Origin of the sequence: Mastigocoleus testarum BC008 (genome assembly GCF_001456025.1) — a bacterium.
In the GTDB taxonomy this organism is placed as follows: Bacteria; Cyanobacteriota; Cyanobacteriia; order Cyanobacteriales; family Nostocaceae; genus Mastigocoleus; species Mastigocoleus testarum.
Genome location: NZ_LMTZ01000093.1, coordinates 79,652 through 98,410 on the forward strand (window position 1 = coordinate 79,652; position 18,759 = coordinate 98,410).

At 33.7% G+C, this 18,759-nt stretch carries 14 protein-coding genes; 11 read left to right on the plus strand and 3 right to left on the minus strand.

Annotated elements, in window-relative coordinates; translation table 11 throughout:
* Positions 1 to 19: 19 nt before the first annotated feature.
* A complete protein-coding gene (locus BC008_RS18975; RefSeq protein ID WP_027844809.1) occupies positions 20 to 1,300 on the minus strand; it encodes a tetratricopeptide repeat protein in 1,281 nt (426 codons plus the stop codon).
* A 123-nt stretch (positions 1,301 to 1,423) separates the two neighbouring features.
* On the opposite strand from BC008_RS18975, the gene BC008_RS18980 reads away from it, so the two are divergent.
* Together BC008_RS18980 and BC008_RS18985 are read left to right on the plus strand one after the other, a co-directional pair.
* Positions 1,424 to 2,092 (plus strand): TVP38/TMEM64 family protein, encoded by a 669-nt coding sequence (locus tag BC008_RS18980; protein WP_027844810.1) that lies wholly within the window; start codon positions 1,424 to 1,426, stop codon positions 2,090 to 2,092.
* Positions 2,093 to 2,301: 209 nt separating this feature from the next.
* Positions 2,302 to 2,547, plus strand: coding sequence for a hypothetical protein (locus BC008_RS18985; RefSeq protein ID WP_058182981.1), 246 nt, complete (start codon positions 2,302 to 2,304; stop codon positions 2,545 to 2,547).
* Between the two features lie 275 nt (positions 2,548 to 2,822).
* Here BC008_RS18985 and BC008_RS18990 read toward each other — a convergent pair whose 3' ends face one another.
* On the minus strand, positions 2,823 to 3,593 hold the full coding sequence (locus tag BC008_RS18990) for a hypothetical protein (protein ID WP_027844811.1): 771 nt from the start codon (positions 3,591 to 3,593) through the stop codon (positions 2,823 to 2,825).
* A gap of 780 nt (positions 3,594 to 4,373) precedes the next feature.
* Here BC008_RS18990 and BC008_RS18995 point away from each other — a divergent pair.
* Entirely contained in the window at positions 4,374 to 4,985 is a 612-nt protein-coding gene (locus BC008_RS18995) for a thermonuclease family protein (protein ID WP_058182982.1), read from the plus strand.
* Between the two features lie 787 nt (positions 4,986 to 5,772).
* Here BC008_RS18995 and BC008_RS50590 read toward each other — a convergent pair.
* Positions 5,773 to 5,949, minus strand: a complete 177-nt coding sequence (locus BC008_RS50590) for a hypothetical protein (RefSeq protein ID WP_201026066.1) — start codon at positions 5,947 to 5,949, stop codon at positions 5,773 to 5,775.
* Between the two features lie 391 nt (positions 5,950 to 6,340).
* Here BC008_RS50590 and BC008_RS19000 point away from each other — a divergent pair, with 391 nt between their 5' ends.
* The 8 genes from BC008_RS19000 (at position 6,341) to BC008_RS19035 (ending at position 18,717) form a co-directional block, all read left to right on the plus strand.
* Positions 6,341 to 7,906 (plus strand): ABC transporter substrate-binding protein, encoded by a 1,566-nt coding sequence (locus tag BC008_RS19000; protein ID WP_082650457.1) that lies wholly within the window; start codon positions 6,341 to 6,343, stop codon positions 7,904 to 7,906.
* Between the two features lie 221 nt (positions 7,907 to 8,127).
* Positions 8,128 to 10,572, plus strand: coding sequence for a hybrid sensor histidine kinase/response regulator (locus BC008_RS19005; protein ID WP_027843480.1), 2,445 nt, complete (start codon positions 8,128 to 8,130; stop codon positions 10,570 to 10,572).
* 1,684 nt (positions 10,573 to 12,256) lie between these two features.
* The gene (locus BC008_RS19010) at positions 12,257 to 13,702 is read left to right on the plus strand and encodes an NB-ARC domain-containing protein (RefSeq protein ID WP_058182983.1); all 1,446 of its coding nucleotides are present in this window, start codon (positions 12,257 to 12,259) and stop codon (positions 13,700 to 13,702) included.
* A gap of 607 nt (positions 13,703 to 14,309) precedes the next feature.
* Complete coding sequence (locus BC008_RS19015; RefSeq protein ID WP_027843479.1) at positions 14,310 to 14,564, plus strand: CTB family bacteriocin; 255 nt, start codon at positions 14,310 to 14,312, stop codon at positions 14,562 to 14,564.
* 276 nt (positions 14,565 to 14,840) lie between these two features.
* Entirely contained in the window at positions 14,841 to 15,095 is a 255-nt protein-coding gene (locus BC008_RS19020; RefSeq protein ID WP_027843478.1) for a hypothetical protein, read from the plus strand.
* A 418-nt stretch (positions 15,096 to 15,513) separates the two neighbouring features.
* Positions 15,514 to 15,780 carry a CTB family bacteriocin gene (locus tag BC008_RS19025; RefSeq protein WP_036265540.1) on the plus strand — a complete coding sequence of 89 codons (267 nt, stop codon included), beginning with the start codon at positions 15,514 to 15,516 and terminating at the stop codon, positions 15,778 to 15,780.
* 413 nt (positions 15,781 to 16,193) lie between these two features.
* Positions 16,194 to 16,472, plus strand: coding sequence for a hypothetical protein (locus tag BC008_RS19030; protein ID WP_058182984.1), 279 nt, complete (start codon positions 16,194 to 16,196; stop codon positions 16,470 to 16,472).
* Between the two features lie 319 nt (positions 16,473 to 16,791).
* On the plus strand, positions 16,792 to 18,717 hold the full coding sequence (locus BC008_RS19035; RefSeq protein WP_027843477.1) for a hypothetical protein: 1,926 nt from the start codon (positions 16,792 to 16,794) through the stop codon (positions 18,715 to 18,717).
* Positions 18,718 to 18,759 lie beyond the last annotated feature (42 nt).

Below are 18,759 nucleotides of genomic sequence, written 5' to 3' on the forward strand. Positions count from 1 at the left end.
ATTCCTATATAAATACAAATTAACCTTCAAATAACTGCTTCAAATCTTCTAAATCGGTAATTGAATCAAACTCCTCATCACTACGAAGAAGCTTGGGAAATTTATCAGGATCTAATTCTTTTGCTTTATTTAAAAATTCTAAAGCCTTATCATTATCTTGTTTAAAGAAATGACACCTACCCAGACGAAACCAAGCCCAGAAAAAATCGGGTTTCATTTCAATGGATTTACTATAAGCTGCGATCGCATCATCATACTGCTTTAATTCTCTCAGAGCATTTCCGCGACCATACCACCCAATATGATGAGTAGGATTAATTTCGATCGCTTTATCATAAGCTTTCAAAGCTTCTTTAAATTTATTTATTCTTCTCAAAGCCCAACCGCGACTCACCCAAGCAGGATATGAATCGGGCTGTCTTTGAATCACTTCATCGTAGGACTTAATTGCATCTTTGTAGCTACCCTCAAAAAATAAAGCATCACCGTGTTTTAAATAATCGTCTGTAGTAAAAAATATTTGAGGGTTCCCCAATTTCAATTCTTCAAGTTCTGCTGTTAGTTCCTGTATTTGCTTTTGAATATCTGGTTGATGGGTATCTGGAAGAGATGAAAGGGGAGGTGCTAATTTGGATAATTTCTGGACAATTATATCTTTTTCCCGTTGAGCATCTGTAAATAAAATATTCAGTTCGTTCATAAAAGTATTGACAAATTCTTTTTGTCTTTCCAAACTTTCTGTTAAGTCATATTTAAGCTGATTAATTTTATTTTGAATATCTGACATCATTTCTTCTGCCTCTGATATTTTACTAGTATTTTCTCTAATTAATTTATCTATTTCTACCTGATTAGTATCTATTCTTTCTTGTAAGGATTTAATGACTTTTTCCTGAGTAGCTTCTATTTGTTTTTCTAATTTGTTTTTTATATCCGATTCTAATTTCCTGATTATAATTATTCGAAAGAACCAAAAAGCAAGTGCACCTCCTATAGGAATTATTATGAATAAAAGATTGATAATTCCTATGTTCCAATTGATTAAGTTTATGGTAGTTTCAAATACTGTGTTTACCGTACGGTCAACTTCTTCTTCTACCTGTTCTTCTATCTCCTGCGAACGCTGAAGCCTTTCTAATTCTTGAATTTGCTGTTCTTCAGGTGTAGTTAACGACTTCGGGCTTGATTCAGGTGTTAAAGATGACTTCGGTGTAGGTTGTGCGGTTGCATAGTTGTTTGATAAGTTAATGATTACCAAAATAATTAAAACTAAATGTTTAAATAAATGTTTAATTACCATATTTATTACGTAATCATAAGCATCTGTTAGACTTAAAAATCTAATTAAATGATAAAGCTTATTAGATATGCTAAATTTGTTGTTCCAAAAATTTTGCCAACTCAGTTACTAACTACATTAAAAGTGAACAAGCGTACCGTTTTTAAAATACTCAAATTTATCTTAATTGTCCTGCTAGTAGTTTTAGGTATATGGCTCTTAAATACCTATGGAATGGAACAAGTACAAGCTAAAGTTAAGCTACTGGGAGTTTGGGCTCCTCTGGGAATTTTTGCACTGCGCTTCGTTAGTGTAGTAATTCCGGCGCTTCCAAGTTCGGCTTATTCTCTACTTGCGGGAAGTTTATTTGGCTTCACTACAGGGGTTGCGGTAGTTTCTTTCGCAGATATAATCTCTTGTTCTATAAGCTTCTATTTGTCCAGACGTTACGGTCGGGATGTGGTCGCAAAATTAGTTGGCGATCGCTTCATGACTCGCGTTGATGAACTCAGTCAACGTCACTTGGAGCGTAACTTTTTCCTCATGACTGCTTTTTTGATGACGGGTTTATTCGATTTTGTCTGTTACGCTGTTGGACTGACCAAAGCTTCTCCTAAGTTGTTCATACCAGCTCTTGTAATAGGTGTTTCCATTTCCAACGCCACTATTGTAGCTGTCGGTGCTGGTGTTTCTGGGGGAAGTACATGGCTCTTGATTCTTGCGATGATTGGAGCATTTGTTTTAGCGATCGTCACCGGAATTGTTCAGCGCAAACAACAGGAAAAATCTCTAAAGGTAAGCGACAAGGAATAAGAGCTTTAACCTGAATGCTCAAAAGAAAATATCAAAGCAATGGACCCTAAACATTGTAATTGTTCTACAATTCATTTTCTGCACTTAGTTTTTTACGAACAATGAAAAATATATAACACCCACTGTGGAACATAACATGTTATCTTATTGATAATAATTCTAGATAAATCATAGGGTAATTGCCCGCTCTCCATTAACCATTCAATCAGATGCAAGAATATCCAAACTTTTTGGCGGCTATTGAGGGTGTTTGTAAAAAATGGTGTCAGCAAAATGGTTATACAGAACCGTTTTGTCGCAATGGGGAGTACTGGGCTTTTCCTCCTAAAGGGGCGATTCCGGTAAAGATACGAGATATTATTCAAGCAGATAAACAACAAGCTCAACTGGTTTGTATTGGTCGTGTTTCTTTCTGGTTATTACCAGATGGCTCTTTGCAGAAAAGTAAAGAGTAGATCTCTAATAATACCAATTTGGAAAAATAATGAGACAGATAGATTTCTGTAGAGACGTTGCAATGATTTATCAAATTGGTATAAGAGTTTTTATTATCAATTTTTTCTTCGTTGATAGCAATAAGCACAAGCTGTGCACATGCGGTAGAGGCTAAAGCACAGCTGCGAAGCAAGGGCTACAATTGATTATATTTTTTATCTATCTTGAGATAATATTTTTACATAGATATATACATAATAAGGACATATATGCTTACGTTATTACAGATATATTATTAACTCGATTTTAATTCTTGCTGATATTGTGAAATGCCAAAGCTTGGTAAATAACTATCTTCCAAAACTCTTAGTAAGGAAACTTCATTTAAAGAAAAACCTACCAATTCTAAACCACTAAAACGTTTTGGGGCTCCTTGTAAATACCGTGGTAGATTCAGTTCTAAAAAATCGATTGGTGGAATATCAGAAATGAATTCTGTATAAATGATGCGACCATCATCTAAATTAAAGATTCCTTTAGCACGAATAACTTTTCCATAAATATGTTCGGTTATTTGATTCCACAGCTTATTAAAACTATTAGTATAAATTACTTTTCCAGTATTTACTAAGCGAAGGGTTTCTAATTGATGAAAATTTTCTCTAATTGCAGCACCAGTTAGTATCTCTTTTCCCCAAGAATGCCATCTGCATTTTTTGCATAGAGGAGGTAATATAGCAACTGGATAATAAGGTAAATCCTTTAAAAGCTCTTCAATATAGCCAAGTCCTAAATTACTTTCCAGTTCTATATAAGCCATATCTGCCGATTCTAGCTCATCCAGGAATTTTTCTTCTTGACCATCTCCAAATACTTTTACTTTAGGAAAATCTATACTAATTCTCTTTTGGTCTATCTGGAATTTCCCCGTACCAGGCTTGAAATATAGTATTTTTTTATAATATTTTGGAAAACCTTTTTCCTTTAAAGCTATTTGTTGATGTATCCAAGTAGTTTTACCACAACCGACATAACCACCAACTACTACTATTTTTTCTTCGTCCATTCTTTGTATCGCTATATTGCGTAATTTTTTATTTAAATTTGTTCGAGATAAATACCCATCAGTAATTTTTATCTGCTAGAAGTTTTTTATACAGTTTCAAGTTTAGAGGCTTACTTGAATCGTTATTTTGTCAGGATTGTTCGTTGAAAATAATTTGTTGAAAATTACTACTGAGTGTATTTATTTTTTGTTGTGCTTCAGATTGCAAGATTTATCTTAAATGCTTGTCCTCCTTGTAAATACAACTACCAGTAAACTAATGAAATCATTATACGCAATTAATAATTTATGTCAATAAAACTGTTGTTTTTGTGCCGCAAGTTACATATTTGTATAACTTAATTCATGCTGATCAAATAATTCTTTTAATCCAATCATTGAGTACTGTGGATGTAAATTAGAATTTGATTTAAAAACTAGACGGTGTCTTTTTTTGGCCAAATTCCACTCTCATAATCTATGTGGTACCTTTTGCTATGTTCTGCATTAATTGTTACTTTTTATTAATTTATCTTTCAAGACAGAGTGTTACTCAGACGTCATAATTTAATAATTAAGAAATATTATTAATTATTTGACAAATAACTTGAATCAAAAAAGCCATAATATAACAAGCTTTATCTATAAAAATTCTCGAGAGCTGAAAGATTGTTCCTAAAAATACACATATATTTATCTGGATTAAATTGCTACAAGTATCCTCAATCTATACGTTTCAAAGGCAGAAAACAGAAGAATTATTGCTATCATCACCACGGACGAACTCGTGGAAGAAGATGAATGGATAAATTATTCAAACGTAAAGTACTGAAGTACATAGCACCGAATCTTAAGTTCAAAAGACAAATAACCATATTGGTATGCATAACTGTATTGCTATTTGGAACCTTTGGATGCGATCAGGTTTTTGGTCCACCAGAATATTCAGTTCGACGAGTCAGTGATGGTGATACCCTAGCGTTAACCGATCCCAATGGAGAAAAAATTAGCGTGCGTTTTGCTTGTGTGGATGCACCGGAGATACCCCATACAAACAAAGAAAAGAAAAGTCGGCGTTTAGCCGATCGCAGTCAATTTAAATGGGGTAAAAAAGCACAGGAGCGTTTACAAGAGTTAGTAAGTGGTGCAGGAAATCGCGTGAGGTTAGACGTAACTGATAAAGACCGATATGGACGCAGCGTTGCAGAAGTAAGGCTACCTGATGGTACTTTTGTCCAAGAAGTGTTGGTCAGTGAAGGATTAGCTGTTGTTTATCCTCCCTACTTAAAAAATTGTCCTAGCAAAATCTTTGTTCAACAAGCCCAAGGAGGAGCAAAAGCCAATCAAAAGGGTGTTTGGAGCGATAAAAGGTTTATTGACCCTTGGGAATATCGCAAACAAAAAAAGAAATAATTATATAGCGGATTGCAACTAAGTGAAGTACAGTTCAAAAACTGAAAGTCAGTTATAAAGCCGATTCTACTTCTGTCTCCTGACTCCTGTCTCCTGTCTCCTGTCTCCTGTCTCCTGTCTCCTGTCTCCTGTCTCCTGTCTCCTGACTCCTGTCTCCTGTCTCCTGTCTCCTGACTCCTGTCTCCTGACTCCTGACTCCTGTCTCCTGTCTCCTGACTCCTGTCTCCTGACTCCTGTCTCCTGTCTCCTGATTCCTGACTTCTGCTATAAGTTATATTTTGACCTTTGTTAGCACAACTATTTTGGCTTGTGCGTAGCGCTACATGTGCCTTATCAATAAAAATGAGGTTGATAATATTTTAAAAAATATCAACCCCACAGATTTAAGTGCCTTGTTTTGCGCTATTACCAATCAACTCAAGTGCAAGATATTTGACTTAGCTGAATAATTTTAATTTAGAGAACAATCGGGAAGAACTAGGGAAAAAATAAATATTTTGACTTTGATTTGTATCTGTAATTTTGTTATCCAGGAGAATTTAATCAATTTTCCTGATTTACAAAAAATAAATATCAAGTTTTTAGCCTGCTAATAGTTGATTTTTTCAAGCTAGAATATTATTTCGTATTAGCAATTAAATTGAAAAGACTAAATACTGAATATTAAAGATTAATAATTACACAAGCTTAATTATAATTAAACAAAAAATATTCACTTATTAGCTTGGATTTAAAAGATAAAGTCAGATATGAAGAGTTTTACTTGTATTAGCTGATATAATTTGCCTCATAAGACTAAAGCAATATTTGCTACACCCAAGCTAGCCGAGTTTGATGTTCTATTCTCAAATAAAAATTCGCTATAATCAGCTAAATCATCAATTCCAATTAAATTTAGTAGAAGTTCAGTAATCAACCAGACAAAGGTTTTGAGGAATAATTTTCGCCACAGCACTTTTTTCATTGTTCTTCTCCCACAAGTAATTTCCCTTCAAGTCATACTCCATGCTCGATCTAGCAACTAAATGGTGACTTCAAGAGATAATCTGTAAGAAAAATTACTATTACGTATTAATATTTGAATATCCCTTGTTGACCGATCCTAAATTAAAAGGTAATCGGGAATAAATAGAGAAGGGATAACAATGAATAACAAATAAAATTTTTAGTATTAGTCAATTACTAAATCGAAAATAATTGTAAATATATGTAATTTTTATTTGAAAATTGCGTAAAGTTTTTATACCCCTGAGAAGACATCTGTACGTCGAAGTTCAATTTAATCGACTTACAACGCTCAATCTTACTAATAAGTACAATCTAATAACTTTATTGGCTGCCTTAAATAGATGAATATGCGCAGAATACGCAATGCACAAATAAATCGAGTCGCTCGAGTTTTAATCCCTAAAGTTTTAATTCCTAAGGTTTTAATTTCTAGAGATTCAGTTCTTAGAGTTTCAGTGTTGTCGATTTTTCAGTTTAAACCAAAATTAAATTTATCTAGAAGTGATCGCCAAAAAATATTTAAATTTATTTGTTTGTTTTTAGTATTTGCTATGACTGCTACAGCTTGTAGCAGAGACGAACAATTAAAAAATTCCTCACCGTCTTCTGAAAATTCAGTCAATCAAAAAGTACTAAAAGTCTGGTGGGACAAAGGTTTCAACCCAGAAGAAGATGAAGCCCTCCGCACACTGGTGAGTAACTGGGAAAAAGAAACCGGAAATCAAATTCAGCTACTTTTATATACGACTGATTCTCTGGCTAAAAAAATTCGCAGATCCTTGCAAGCAGGCGATCCCCCTGATGTGGTTATGAGTTTTAAAGCTGAGAGGTCGCCAAATTCACGTCTTGCTTGGGAAAATAAATTAGTAGATGTTTCTGATATTATTGAACCGCTGAAAAATCTCTATCCCAAACCAGTTTTAGAAACAGTCAATTTTTATAACAACGTTGAGAAAAAGCGGAGTTATTATGGGGTTCCAATTCACCAAGCGACAATGCAAATCTATTACTGGCGAGATTTGTTAAAGCAAGTTGGTCGTAGCGAAAAAGATATTCCCCAGGAATGGAATGCTTTTTGGGAATTTTGGAAGAAAGCTCAAGACGATTTGCGGGCTCAAAAATCTAGTGAAACATCCAATATTTATAGTTTGGGGTTTACTCTTTCACCGGAAGCTGGCGATACTTACTACTTATTCGAACAAATTTTGGAAGCTTACGATGTAAAAATTGTTAGTCCCAAAGGGGAACTTCTGACTGATAAACCCGAAACACGTCAAGGTATTATCAAAGTGTTGGAGTGGTACAAAAACTTTTACCAAGAGGGCTATATTCCACCGACGGCTTTAAAGTGGTTGAACCCAGGTAATAATCGCAGTTTGCTAAATCGGGAGATATTAATGACTCCTAACTCCAGTCTGTCAATTCCTGTCGCTGTGCGTCAAGATCCGGATATTTACCAAAATAAGCTGGGTATTTTGGAGTTTCCCAACAAACCAAATGGTAAGCCAGTGGAACATTTAACTATGGCTGAGCAAGCAACGATCTTAGCCGATTCCAAAAATCAGAAATTAGCTAAGGAATTCTTACGTTATGTTGTAAAGACAGAAGTATTGAAAACTTACCTCAGAACTGCAGGAGGTCGCAATTCACCAGTTTTGAACCCTGTATGGGAAGATACTTTTTGGACAAATCCCAAAGATCCCCACATTTCTACCGCAACTAAAACTTTTACTGAAGGTAGAGTTCGCTATTTTCAGATTTCTCAAAATCCTGCTTATAGTAAAGTCCTTGATGAAAATATTTGGGGAAAAGCTCTGAATAAAGTTATTGTTGATAAAATTTCTCCAGAAGAAGCAGCAGATGAATCCATCAAAAAAATCAAGGAAATTTTTGATGATTGGGAAAAAAGTTAGTCTACTTAAAAAGTTGCTTTTTTAAAAAGCTAGTTGATCTAAAAGTTAGTTGATTTAAAAGTTGGTTTTTTACAAGCTAATTGATTTTAACTACTTATTTGACTTTTTTCCTGAAAAGAGTAAAAAATCACGAATCAAGGGTGAAGGGTTAAGCAATTTGAGACTAAACTCTGCACTTTTGATTTTGGGTACCCGGTAATCAGCCTTGAAGAGAAGGACAAATGAAATTTTGGAAGCAACAACTGACTACTAAAATTGCAAGTTCCTTCTTGCTACTATCTCTTCTAACTGTTGGTGTCGTTGGAGGAGTTGCATTTTTCAGTGCGAGGGAAGCTCTCGAAGAAGCAGCTTTTAATAAGCTTAAAGTTGCAGCTGCACTTAAAGAAGAAGAAATTACCCGTTGGTTTGAATACCAGCAACGGGATTTTTTGCTAGTAACTGAATTTCCAGACGTCAAAGCTAAGATTAATAAAATTCTCGAACGGAATATATCTGAATCAGAATATAAAGCGACCTATGAAATTATTTACCAGTATTTGACACAAGTTAATAAGGTTAAACCAAATCTACAAGAAATATCGATTCTTGACCGTACGAATAAAATAATTATTTCTACGAACAAAAAGCGTCAAGGTAAGTATGAACCTTCAGCAAATATAACTGATGTTGAGAAAGTTAAGCGGGGAGATAAATTTACACCAATTTTTTATAGAGCCCACGATACTGGGAAACTTACCGTAACTTTATCAAAGACTTGGAGAAACAGTTCGGGAGTCCGTCAAGGTGCGATTTTAGCAAATCTTAACCTGGAGCGAATTGATGAAATTGTTCGTGAAAAAACAGGTTTAGGAAAAAGCGGTGAAACCTACTTAGTTGGTTCTGTAGGTAATGACAATATATTTATTTCTAAAGAACATCGGGAAAAACCTCTTAGAACTGTTAATAGTTATGGTATTGATCGGGCGATGTTCGGGCTTAGTGGTGAGGAACTTTACAGCAACTATGACCAAATACCAGTATTGGGAGTATATCGTTGGTTGAACGAGCAGGAGTTTGCTTTACTGGTAGAAATGGGACAGCGTGAAGCATTTGCTCCAGCCCGTAGACTGGCGAATATCATTGTAATTTTGGGCTTAACAGCGGCGGGGATATTATTAATTGGTGTGTATTGGTTATCGCGACAACTAGAAATTTCCCGTAAGCAGTTAGAAGATTATAGTCATCAATTAGAATTAAAAGCCCAAGAAGCGGAAACAGCTAACCGAGCAAAAAGTGAATTTCTCGCTAATATGAGTCATGAATTGCGCACTCCTTTAAATGCAATTTTAGGATTTGCTCAATTGATGGAGCGGGATCAAATGCTCAACTCTCAACAGCATAATTCTCTTGCGACCATTAACCGTAGTGGGGAACACTTACTTGCTTTGATTAATGATGTTTTGGAAATGTCAAAAATTGAAGCCGGTCGTACCGTTTTAAATCCAGAATCCTTTAATTTGCATCGTCTTTTGCAAGTCATCAAAGATATGTTTCAACTCCGAGCGACTGCAAAAGGATTGGTACTGGAATTTGAGACAGATCCAAATTTACCCCATTTTGTCATTGGCGATCGGGGAAAGCTCCGTCAAGTGTCGATAAATCTATTGGGTAACGCTATCAAGTTTACTCAAAAGGGTGGAGTTATATTTAGAGTAAAGGTTAAATCATGGCACAAACAATACCCAGGTGAAAAACTCTGTACCCTTTACTTTGAAGTGGAAGATACGGGGAAAGGTATCCATCCAGACGAAGTAGATAAGATTTTTGACCCCTTTGTACAAACTGCAAGTGGCGCTCAAACTAGAGGTGGAACTGGTTTAGGGCTTGCTATCAGTCGTCAATTCATTCGAATGATGGGAGGTGATATATTTATTAATAGCGTTCTAGACAAAGGTTCTACTTTCTACTTTGAAATTAAACTTGCTTTAGCGAAAAGATCGAAAACAGATAAACCTGTAAAACGCCAGGTTATTGCATTAGCTCCATCCCAAGAAAATTATCGGATTCTTGTGGTCGATGACCGTCAAGAAAATCGAGACTTATTAGCTGAATTGCTGAGCAAAGTTGCTTTTGATGTACGTACGGCCAATAATGGAGTTGAGGCTATCGAAGAATGGGAAGAATGGAAGCCTCATTTTATCTGGATGGATATGCGTATGCCTTTGATGGATGGTTATGAAGCAACTAGGAAAATCAAGGCGCGATCTCAAGAACACGCTACAGCCATTGTCGCTTTGACAGCAAGTGCTTTTGAAGAACAGCGAGCTGCTATTTTAGCTGCAGGTTGTGATGATTTAGTTCACAAACCTTTTCAACAAGAAGTTATTTTTGAAACCATTGGTAAGTACTTAGAAGTTGAATATATTTACAAAGGCGAAACCGAAGATCGAGACTCAGAGGAAGATTCTGATTCCAGTCAAGAAATAAGACTTACTTCAAAAGATTTAAGCGTGATGTCCGAAGAATGGGTTGCAAGTTTAAATCAAGCAGCAATTGAAGTGGATGCAGATTCAGTCTTGCAATTAATAGAGCAGATTCCAAGTAGCGACCGAACTTTAGCCGAACAACTCAGAATACTTACCTCACGCTATGATTTTGATACAATAATTGAGCTAAGCAAGACTTAATTAACTAAAAATAAAACAGTGTTTTCGCAGACATTTAGTATTCTTTAGTACTATATAGTAATTGAATTGTCCGTTTTGTAATTTTTTTTAATGTATCAGGTTCATTGCTTGGTTTAAAAGCTGAAAGCCTTGTGAAATATAGGTCACATAAAATTAAAAGTATTGACAAATATGTAATATTGAAAGATTTTAATAACTTTTCCAAAAAATTACAACGCTCTAGTTCTTATAATTTGCTACGATGATAAATAACCAAGATTTAGAAATTCTCATGTTATAAAGTATGCCTTGAGAAACTTGTGTTAGGCTCTAAAATCTAATAATCGCAAATAAAGTTTAGCACTCTAAAGTATAGGCTATGAGCTATGTGCTCCTGTAGCTAGTACTTTCTAATTCTTTGAGAATTATTGATAAGCTAGTAGATCGGTAAATATCGCTGGTATCTTTACTATAGATTATTCCGAACTATAGATTATAACCAATAGTCAGGATAATAAAAACCAATCAATCTAGTTATCTCTCATAATGTATCTCTTAGTAAAATGCGCTGTTACTAACTTAATAGAGATTCTCTAAAGCTTTGGGGCTACTTGATAGAGCACAAAATTTGAGTAAGTTGGTATGAAGGGGATTTGAGGTATCTATCCTTACTTTCTTCCTATGTCATGGTGCAAATTTAAATATTTATTTGCCTACTGTGGGACTAATTTAAAAGTGGAAGTTTATGTAACTTTTCATTAACATGGTTGTCCATTAGCAAAATCTTTATCAAGGAAATTTTCTTTGTTTCAGGAAAGCTGCAGGATAGCCAATTAACATAACTTCTTCTTAGAATTGGTGTCAAGATAAAGAAGATACCCCTGAAGACCGACACATGTGGGATCTGGGAGGATTAATAATTATAGCAAGATGAGAATCGAACTAGGATAAGCCTTTGAAAGGCAACACCTTAAAAAGATAAGATAAAAAAAACTGATATTTTTACAAAATAACCTCCGAACTTTATCCACTTCTTAGTAACCCTTGTCTCCCTCCAACGGTCTTATTCATCATTAGAGAACTAACAGGTTTGTTCTCTAGACTTAACCTACAGTCTATTTCCACTCTTCAGATGTGAAGCATTTTTTGTCAAGCTTTGCATAAATTTAGAGTCAAGGAAAAGAATAGTTTTCATACTTACGGAACTTACGCAAATTTAACGGGTAGGATTAAAATCTAGAGATTAGATTGTTACTCCTCCCAAAGCAATATTATTTATTAGCTAAATCGTGTAAGTCTGATTCCTTACTATGAACTTACTGAGTACTTATAGGCTAGTTTTTTCGTAAATGATTGACAACCCGAACAACCAGGTAAACTGGCGTTGCTGTTAGTGCTTTCTGCCCTTAAACAGCATCATGAACGTAAGCGGACGGTCAGCCTTATAGGGCGTTATTTATAAGACTCCACTCCTAGTTTTGAATTTTTCGATACTTGGTGTCAAATATCTTTTGTAGTTAAAATCCAAGATTTATTGAATAGAAATTAAGTAGTTTAGCGCGAATAAAGTTGGACTTTGACTTATCGTTTGTTGGGAACGATAAAAAAGAGTATTGCAATATCAGAGAATATTGTTTGCTTTGTTACCAATTTTCTACTTATTTGACTCGTTTTTTGATTAATGTCGTCTAACTGATTTAGAAAAATGACATTCCCGGAAGTACGTAATTTTGTTGAATACCCAGAAGCAGAAAGCTACTCTATCATAAGGAAATCTACTGATTTAATCGAGTCTAAACCAGTATTATCTAAGAATATTACTGAATCTGAAGAAAATCGAGCTTTTAACCTCGCAGAGTCTGCACTTGTATCTATACAAGGAAAATCCTTAAATAACTTACAGAGAGCTATTTTTAAGGGAGCTTGGCAAGGTCAAACTTATGAGGAAATTGCATCCGAAATCAACTGTTCGGAAGGTCATATTAAAGATGTCGCAGCTGATTTATGGAAACAAGTATCCGAAAAATTGGGGCAAAAAGTTTACAAGAAGAATTTTAAGGCGATTTTAGAGCAGCGATTATCTACTGGAGAATTAGCATTGTGTAAATCTAATCAAATACCATGTCATTATTTGAACAATAGGAAAAAGTATTGGGGTGAAATTCCTGATATTTCTGGTTTCTATGGACGAGATGAGGAACTATCTACCCTCACAGGATGGATTAATAAAGACCAATGTAGACTGTTGACAGTATTAGGTATAGGAGGTGTTGGTAAAACTACTTTGATTGCTAAATTAGCAAAACAGGTTCAAAATCAATTTGAGTTTATCATTTGGCGTAGTCTGCATAAAGCTCCAGCTTTTGAAGATACTGTAACAATATTACTCAACTTTTTCACTTATCCTAAAGTCGCAGACTCACCCACAAGTGTGGAAGAGAAAATATTACTCTTGCTTGAATTCTTTCGCTCTCACCGTTGTTTAGTAATTTTTGATAATCTAGAGTCAGTTTTAGAACCTGGAGAACAAGTAGGTTGTTATCAGGAAGAATATTCAGGATATGGTGAACTAATTCGATATATCGGTATGATTCAGCATCAGAGCTGTTTAGTACTAACCTCGCGAGAAAAACCCAGAGACTTAGAACTTCAAGAAGGGGAAAACTTACCTGTTCGTTCGTTTTACCTTAAAGGTTTACCGCTAAAAGAAATTCAAAAAATTTTACTGGCGATTTCACCATTCTCAGCGACAGAAAGTGATTGGAATTTTTTGGTGAAGTATTATGCTGGAAATCCTTTGATGCTGAAAATTTTAGCGACTCAAACCAAAGAATTATTTGAGTGTAACATCTCAAAGTTTTTACAAATAGGAGAGTACAAGATTTCAGAAATAAGGGACTTACGGAATCTGCTTACTCGACAGTTTGAGCGTTTATCAAGTTTAGAAAAGCAAATAATGTATCAAATTGCTTTAGGTGAAGCTCCTATTGACATTAAAAGCTTGCAGGAAAAAACTTGTTTATCTAGTTCTGGAAGTAAATTCATGGAAGCATTGAGAAGTTTACTTCAGCGTTCTCTGATTGAGAAAACCCCTGCTGGACTTAAACAAGAACCAGTTATTATGGATTATGTAAACATGAAACAAGTTTGATTGATAATTAGAATGATAGTGCAAGGACTAATAATATATTCATTTAGCATCGTTGACATTCAATTCTCAATAGACATTTCCCAATCCTAAACTCTAAAATATTCATGTAAATAAATTCTCTATAAACTAAATAACGTTACATTTCTACATATTTTTCTCCCTAAAAATAAAATTTTATTTACATAAGCATTTGCTCCGACTTATTCCTACCTATTTACAGACTATATTGCCGAATTTTTCCGACTGACAAGTCTAGCTTTTTTTGCAAATATAAATATAGAAAAGTTCAAAAGCTATTCATAAGGGAGTCTTAACATCTCTTGTAGGGGAGTAACAAGGGAGCTTTAGTTTTGACTTGCTTCTACTTTTAGTTCGCTAGCTACTAAAAAATTCTTTAAGGAATGTAGCGTTGAGTTTAGGTTTGGATAAGGTTTAGATGCTATTTGAGTAAGTGAATTATCGGTTTTTATTTTATCTGTTAGTACATATCTTTTGGTAGACAAAATAAATGTCAGTTTTGATTAATTTTGTTGTCGTCCTTAAGTATATTTGGACTAACTTTTCTTTGCTAACTGAACTATATTATTGGTTGAATAGGAGACAAAATATGTCTTTTATAAAGAGTAAGATAAACAAGTTGTTCGTACAATTATCTGAGGAACAAGAAGAGATTGTATCTGGAGGTTCTTCATTTCCTAAAAAATTTGAAGGTGATTTTGGGATTAGTAAAACTGACTTTCTAGAAAAGGCTTCGGTTCTGCATACATTTTCAGCATCTGGTCCTGAAGGTAGCATTGCTGGTGGTTCCTATATTAAAGAATTGATCGAGACGAGTGGTATTAATGCTATTGCTGTTGGCTAGAAAATAATCAATTTCACAAGCAAGTATGGGAATCTATTGAAGTTATGGGAATATACTGCAATACTGATCAGCTTTGAAGGAAAAGCTACAGTCTAAAAATTCTTACATAAATTAAAGCAGATTCCTATATTTGATTAATTTAATGTTACTTACGATATGGATAGTTCAAAAAAATTGGCATAAAGATTGGCATTTTCAAGCAATATAGACATTAGTTTTATAAGTGCACATAAATAGTGCCTCTTTTTTTTGAATATTTTGTAGGAGGTTTATATTATGTTGTTCAGAATTCAAGAAAGTAAATGGCTTGCAGATTTATCTGACGAGCAACAAGAAATAATTGCAGGTGGTGAATCTAATTCAGCAGTCAATGTTAATGACTTTAAGAGTCTTACGACTCCCGAATCTGCTAAGATTTTAGGTAAAGATATTGGACTAACTACTGCTGAATTCCTGGAAGAAGATTCAGAACGAAAGTTAATCTCTAATTCTCAGCCAATGGGTAGTCTTTCGGTTTTTTTGGAAGATTAGATTTAGTGTGTAAAAGTAAATATTTAGCAAGTATGAATTTTTCTATAACAGAAAATCACATAAATCTGTAGGAAAAATTCTAGGATAATAGCACGCTCGTTACACAATAGAAATTTTGTGTAGCGAGCGTGTTAATTAGTTATATCAACTCGCTTAATTACAATATATGTATATAATATGCTAAATATTTATAGAATATTTGATAGTAGAAAAATATAGTTTTTATTAAAGTATTAATTAACAAAATCATCCTACCTAATCCGACTAATATTCAGACGAAATTACCGATTTTTTCCGACTGACAAATAGAAGATAAATTGCAAAAATACAAATATAGAAAAGGTCAAGAGCTAAGAAAAAAATTATAAATCTTAAGTTCACCTTTCTGAAGTATCCTAAGTTAATGTGAGGCAGAAAAATGTCTTTTGCAAATAATGAAGAAACCAAATTGTTCGTACAATTATCTGAAGACCAAGAAGAAATTGTTGCTGGTGGAAATGGTGACGATCTAGGGTTAGGCCATCATATCGGTAATATTGGTATAAGCAAGACTGATTTCTTATACAAGTCTGTTGATTTAGCAACAGTATCTGCATCTGGTAAGGATGGTAGTATTGCAAGTGGTGCATTAAGCAAGAAAGTGCTTGATACCAGTGGACTTAATGTTATTGTATTCAAACACTAGAAGCGATAAGAGTCATTTTACTAACTGGATGTGTAACTAATTCTATCAGGCTACAATACCAAAAGCTCAAAAGGTGGGTAACTTCAAGCAAGATAAAAATTACTTTTTAGATGCACATGATTTTGCCCAACCTTAAAAAAAATGTAAATTAATTTGATAAAATCAACATAGTAATTCACATATGATACGGTATGAATTACTAGATTATTTACAAAATTTCAGTGTTATTTTCTTCTGGGCTATTCCAGAGCTTTTGACTACATAATTCAAATATATTGTTAGCTAAAAGCTCTGGAATTTTCATACACTTCTTCGTAGTTATGAAAATGTATTAGTAAATGTCACTGAAGTTTAGGTTTTGGTATTAATTGGTCGCTCTAATAGATTTCCGATCATATTGTGAGGTAAATTTGATGTCTCATTCTTTAAATAAATTGGAATCATTAAGCGAATTATCTAGTCTTCAAGAAGAAGCTATTAGTGGTGGTAAATCCTCGTTGTATAAAATACCAAGATTTTCATATGTAGAATTTCCTTTCGGAAAATTATTTGGTTTAGAAATTAACCAAACTAGTTTTTACCAAAGAGAGGAGAGTTCTGATAGATTTTCTAAATCTGATGAAAATGGTAATTTATCTGCAAATGATTCTAAAGTTGAAGAGACAGATATAAATCGTTTAACTATTGGTTAAATAGTTGTATCTATAGTACCTTTGAAAGATTCTTGAGAAAGATGATTTAACTAATATTATCTTTCTCCTTGTCCTTTTTGTGTTAGATTCATCCTTGATTTAGCTATTTATTTTATAGCATTAAAACCATTTATTATATTTTAAATATTTTGAGATTAACCAAAAATTATATATTTTAAAGTTGCGTGATTAATTCAAACTTTTGGAGAATTCCAATTTTTGGAGAATTCAAATTTTTGAAAAATTTTAAGCTTACAACATAAGTATTATCAAACAATTTTTATAAATCTTGACTAAATTATTAACCTGAGGTGTCAAGATGTCCAGAAGAAATGTTCCGCTATCAAGCTTATTTGTAGAACTGTCTGAACAGGAACAGTCAGTAATCTCTGGTGGTTTTACAACCGGAAATAAAAAATCATATTTATCTAATAATGAAGATAATATTATAGATAACTCTAATATCGTTAGCGCATATAACTCCACTCAGATATCTGTAGTTGAAAATTTTAATATCGAGAACTCTTTAAATAATTTATTGGGTTCATCTACATTTTCTCTAAGTGCAGAAAGTATTGGTTCGAGTAGTATTTTGATTTCAGGTGACTCTTCATCCACAGAAGCACTGCTTCATTCTGAAATATTTGCTACGCTTCCAACAAAGTATAAAGATGAAGTAAGTAAAGTATTAGATAATAACAAGATAAACAATTTTGCTTTAAGCATCACCCATTATTCTGCAAATATTCAAGGAACGGAGACCTTTAATATTTATGGGTCTGCGGGTAGTATCGCAAGGTCATCAAGTTGGTCTTTGGACGTAGATACTGTTGCGGTTAGTGGTATATTCTTCCCTCAAACATCATCAAAATTAGATTTATCACATTTAATCCCAGGGAATAATCAATTTGGAACTCAGTTAACGAACAAACAAACAAATATTAGTAATTTTGGTTTAAGTTTCACTTATTATTCTGCTGATTTTCAGCAAACGGACGTATCTAGGATTTCTGGATTCCTTGGTAGTGCGTTTACATCATCTGCACTTTCTATGAATATAGATACTGAAGCTTTAAGTGGTATTTTTCTCTCAAAGCAAGTATCGTCACCTTTGATTCTATCCGGAAAAGAAAATCAAGGTATTACAAGTTTCAGTGCTCAGAATATTAGTAATAGCTTTTTCGTTAATGAGTCTTTAGGTTCTTCCGATAATTTATGGTTGTCCCTCAACACGGTTTCAGGAATCGCAGGTAGTCAAGCAGGTTTATCTGCATCTTGGGAGAGAATTAGTGATATTTCTACAAATCTAAAGCAGTCAGATCTCAAAGGTTTATTAGAAAATAATTTTGGTGCTAGTTTTGGTTTTAGTACTAGTGCTTATCATAGGGAAATATATAATACAAAATTCAATTTTCTTTCTGGTAACGTTGGTAGCACTGAAGAATTGATTGGTTCAATTTTGGGTATTACTCCAACTGATACTGAAAATGTACCGGATTTTGCGTTTTCAAATTTATCTTCAGGTTCCTCTACAGGTTCAGTTTTTGCAAGCTCATCGATAGATGTATCCCCCAGTTTGGGATTAAATTCAAGGTTAACTGAATTTACCAATCTCTATGCTTTCAATTACTTAAATTCTGGGGGATTACCATTAGATAATCCTTCTGGAATTCAGTTAACTGATGATAGTAATAATTGGTTCACTAATCTTAGTGCTAGAAATAAAAATCTCAATAATTTATATATCAATAGTTTTTTAAATGGAGGTAATTTAAATTCCCAGTTGGGAGCGATAGACTTAGATTCCCTCGCATTGACCTCTATAAGTACGTTAGGAAATAAATTTAAAAATTTAGAAGGTTTTACATCTGATTCTTCCATCAATACTTTGACAGAAAAAGATAATTTACTTGAAATTGGAAATTCAGGAATTGGTGATTATGCTTTCTTAAATAGTGATGTGTTTAGCTTTAATTCCGCTGATTATAGTAATTCTGATTTGTATAGTAGTGGTCGAAATTTAATAGGTAGTTCTCCTAACTCCTTTAAATCTGGAACAATTACTACAAATATTTCTAAAAATCTTCCAAGTTTAAGTAGTAATTTAATGCCTTCGATGTTTTTACTATTTACAGCTAATAGCTTTGACAATAGTATATTAGCTTTTGATAAAAATAGTCTGACAAACATGGCTAATTTATCTCACAAGTATAGTCTTGGTTCGAAAAAGAAAATATCTCTCTAACGTTAAAACAATGGTTTCTAAATTGGCAAATGATTTTGATTA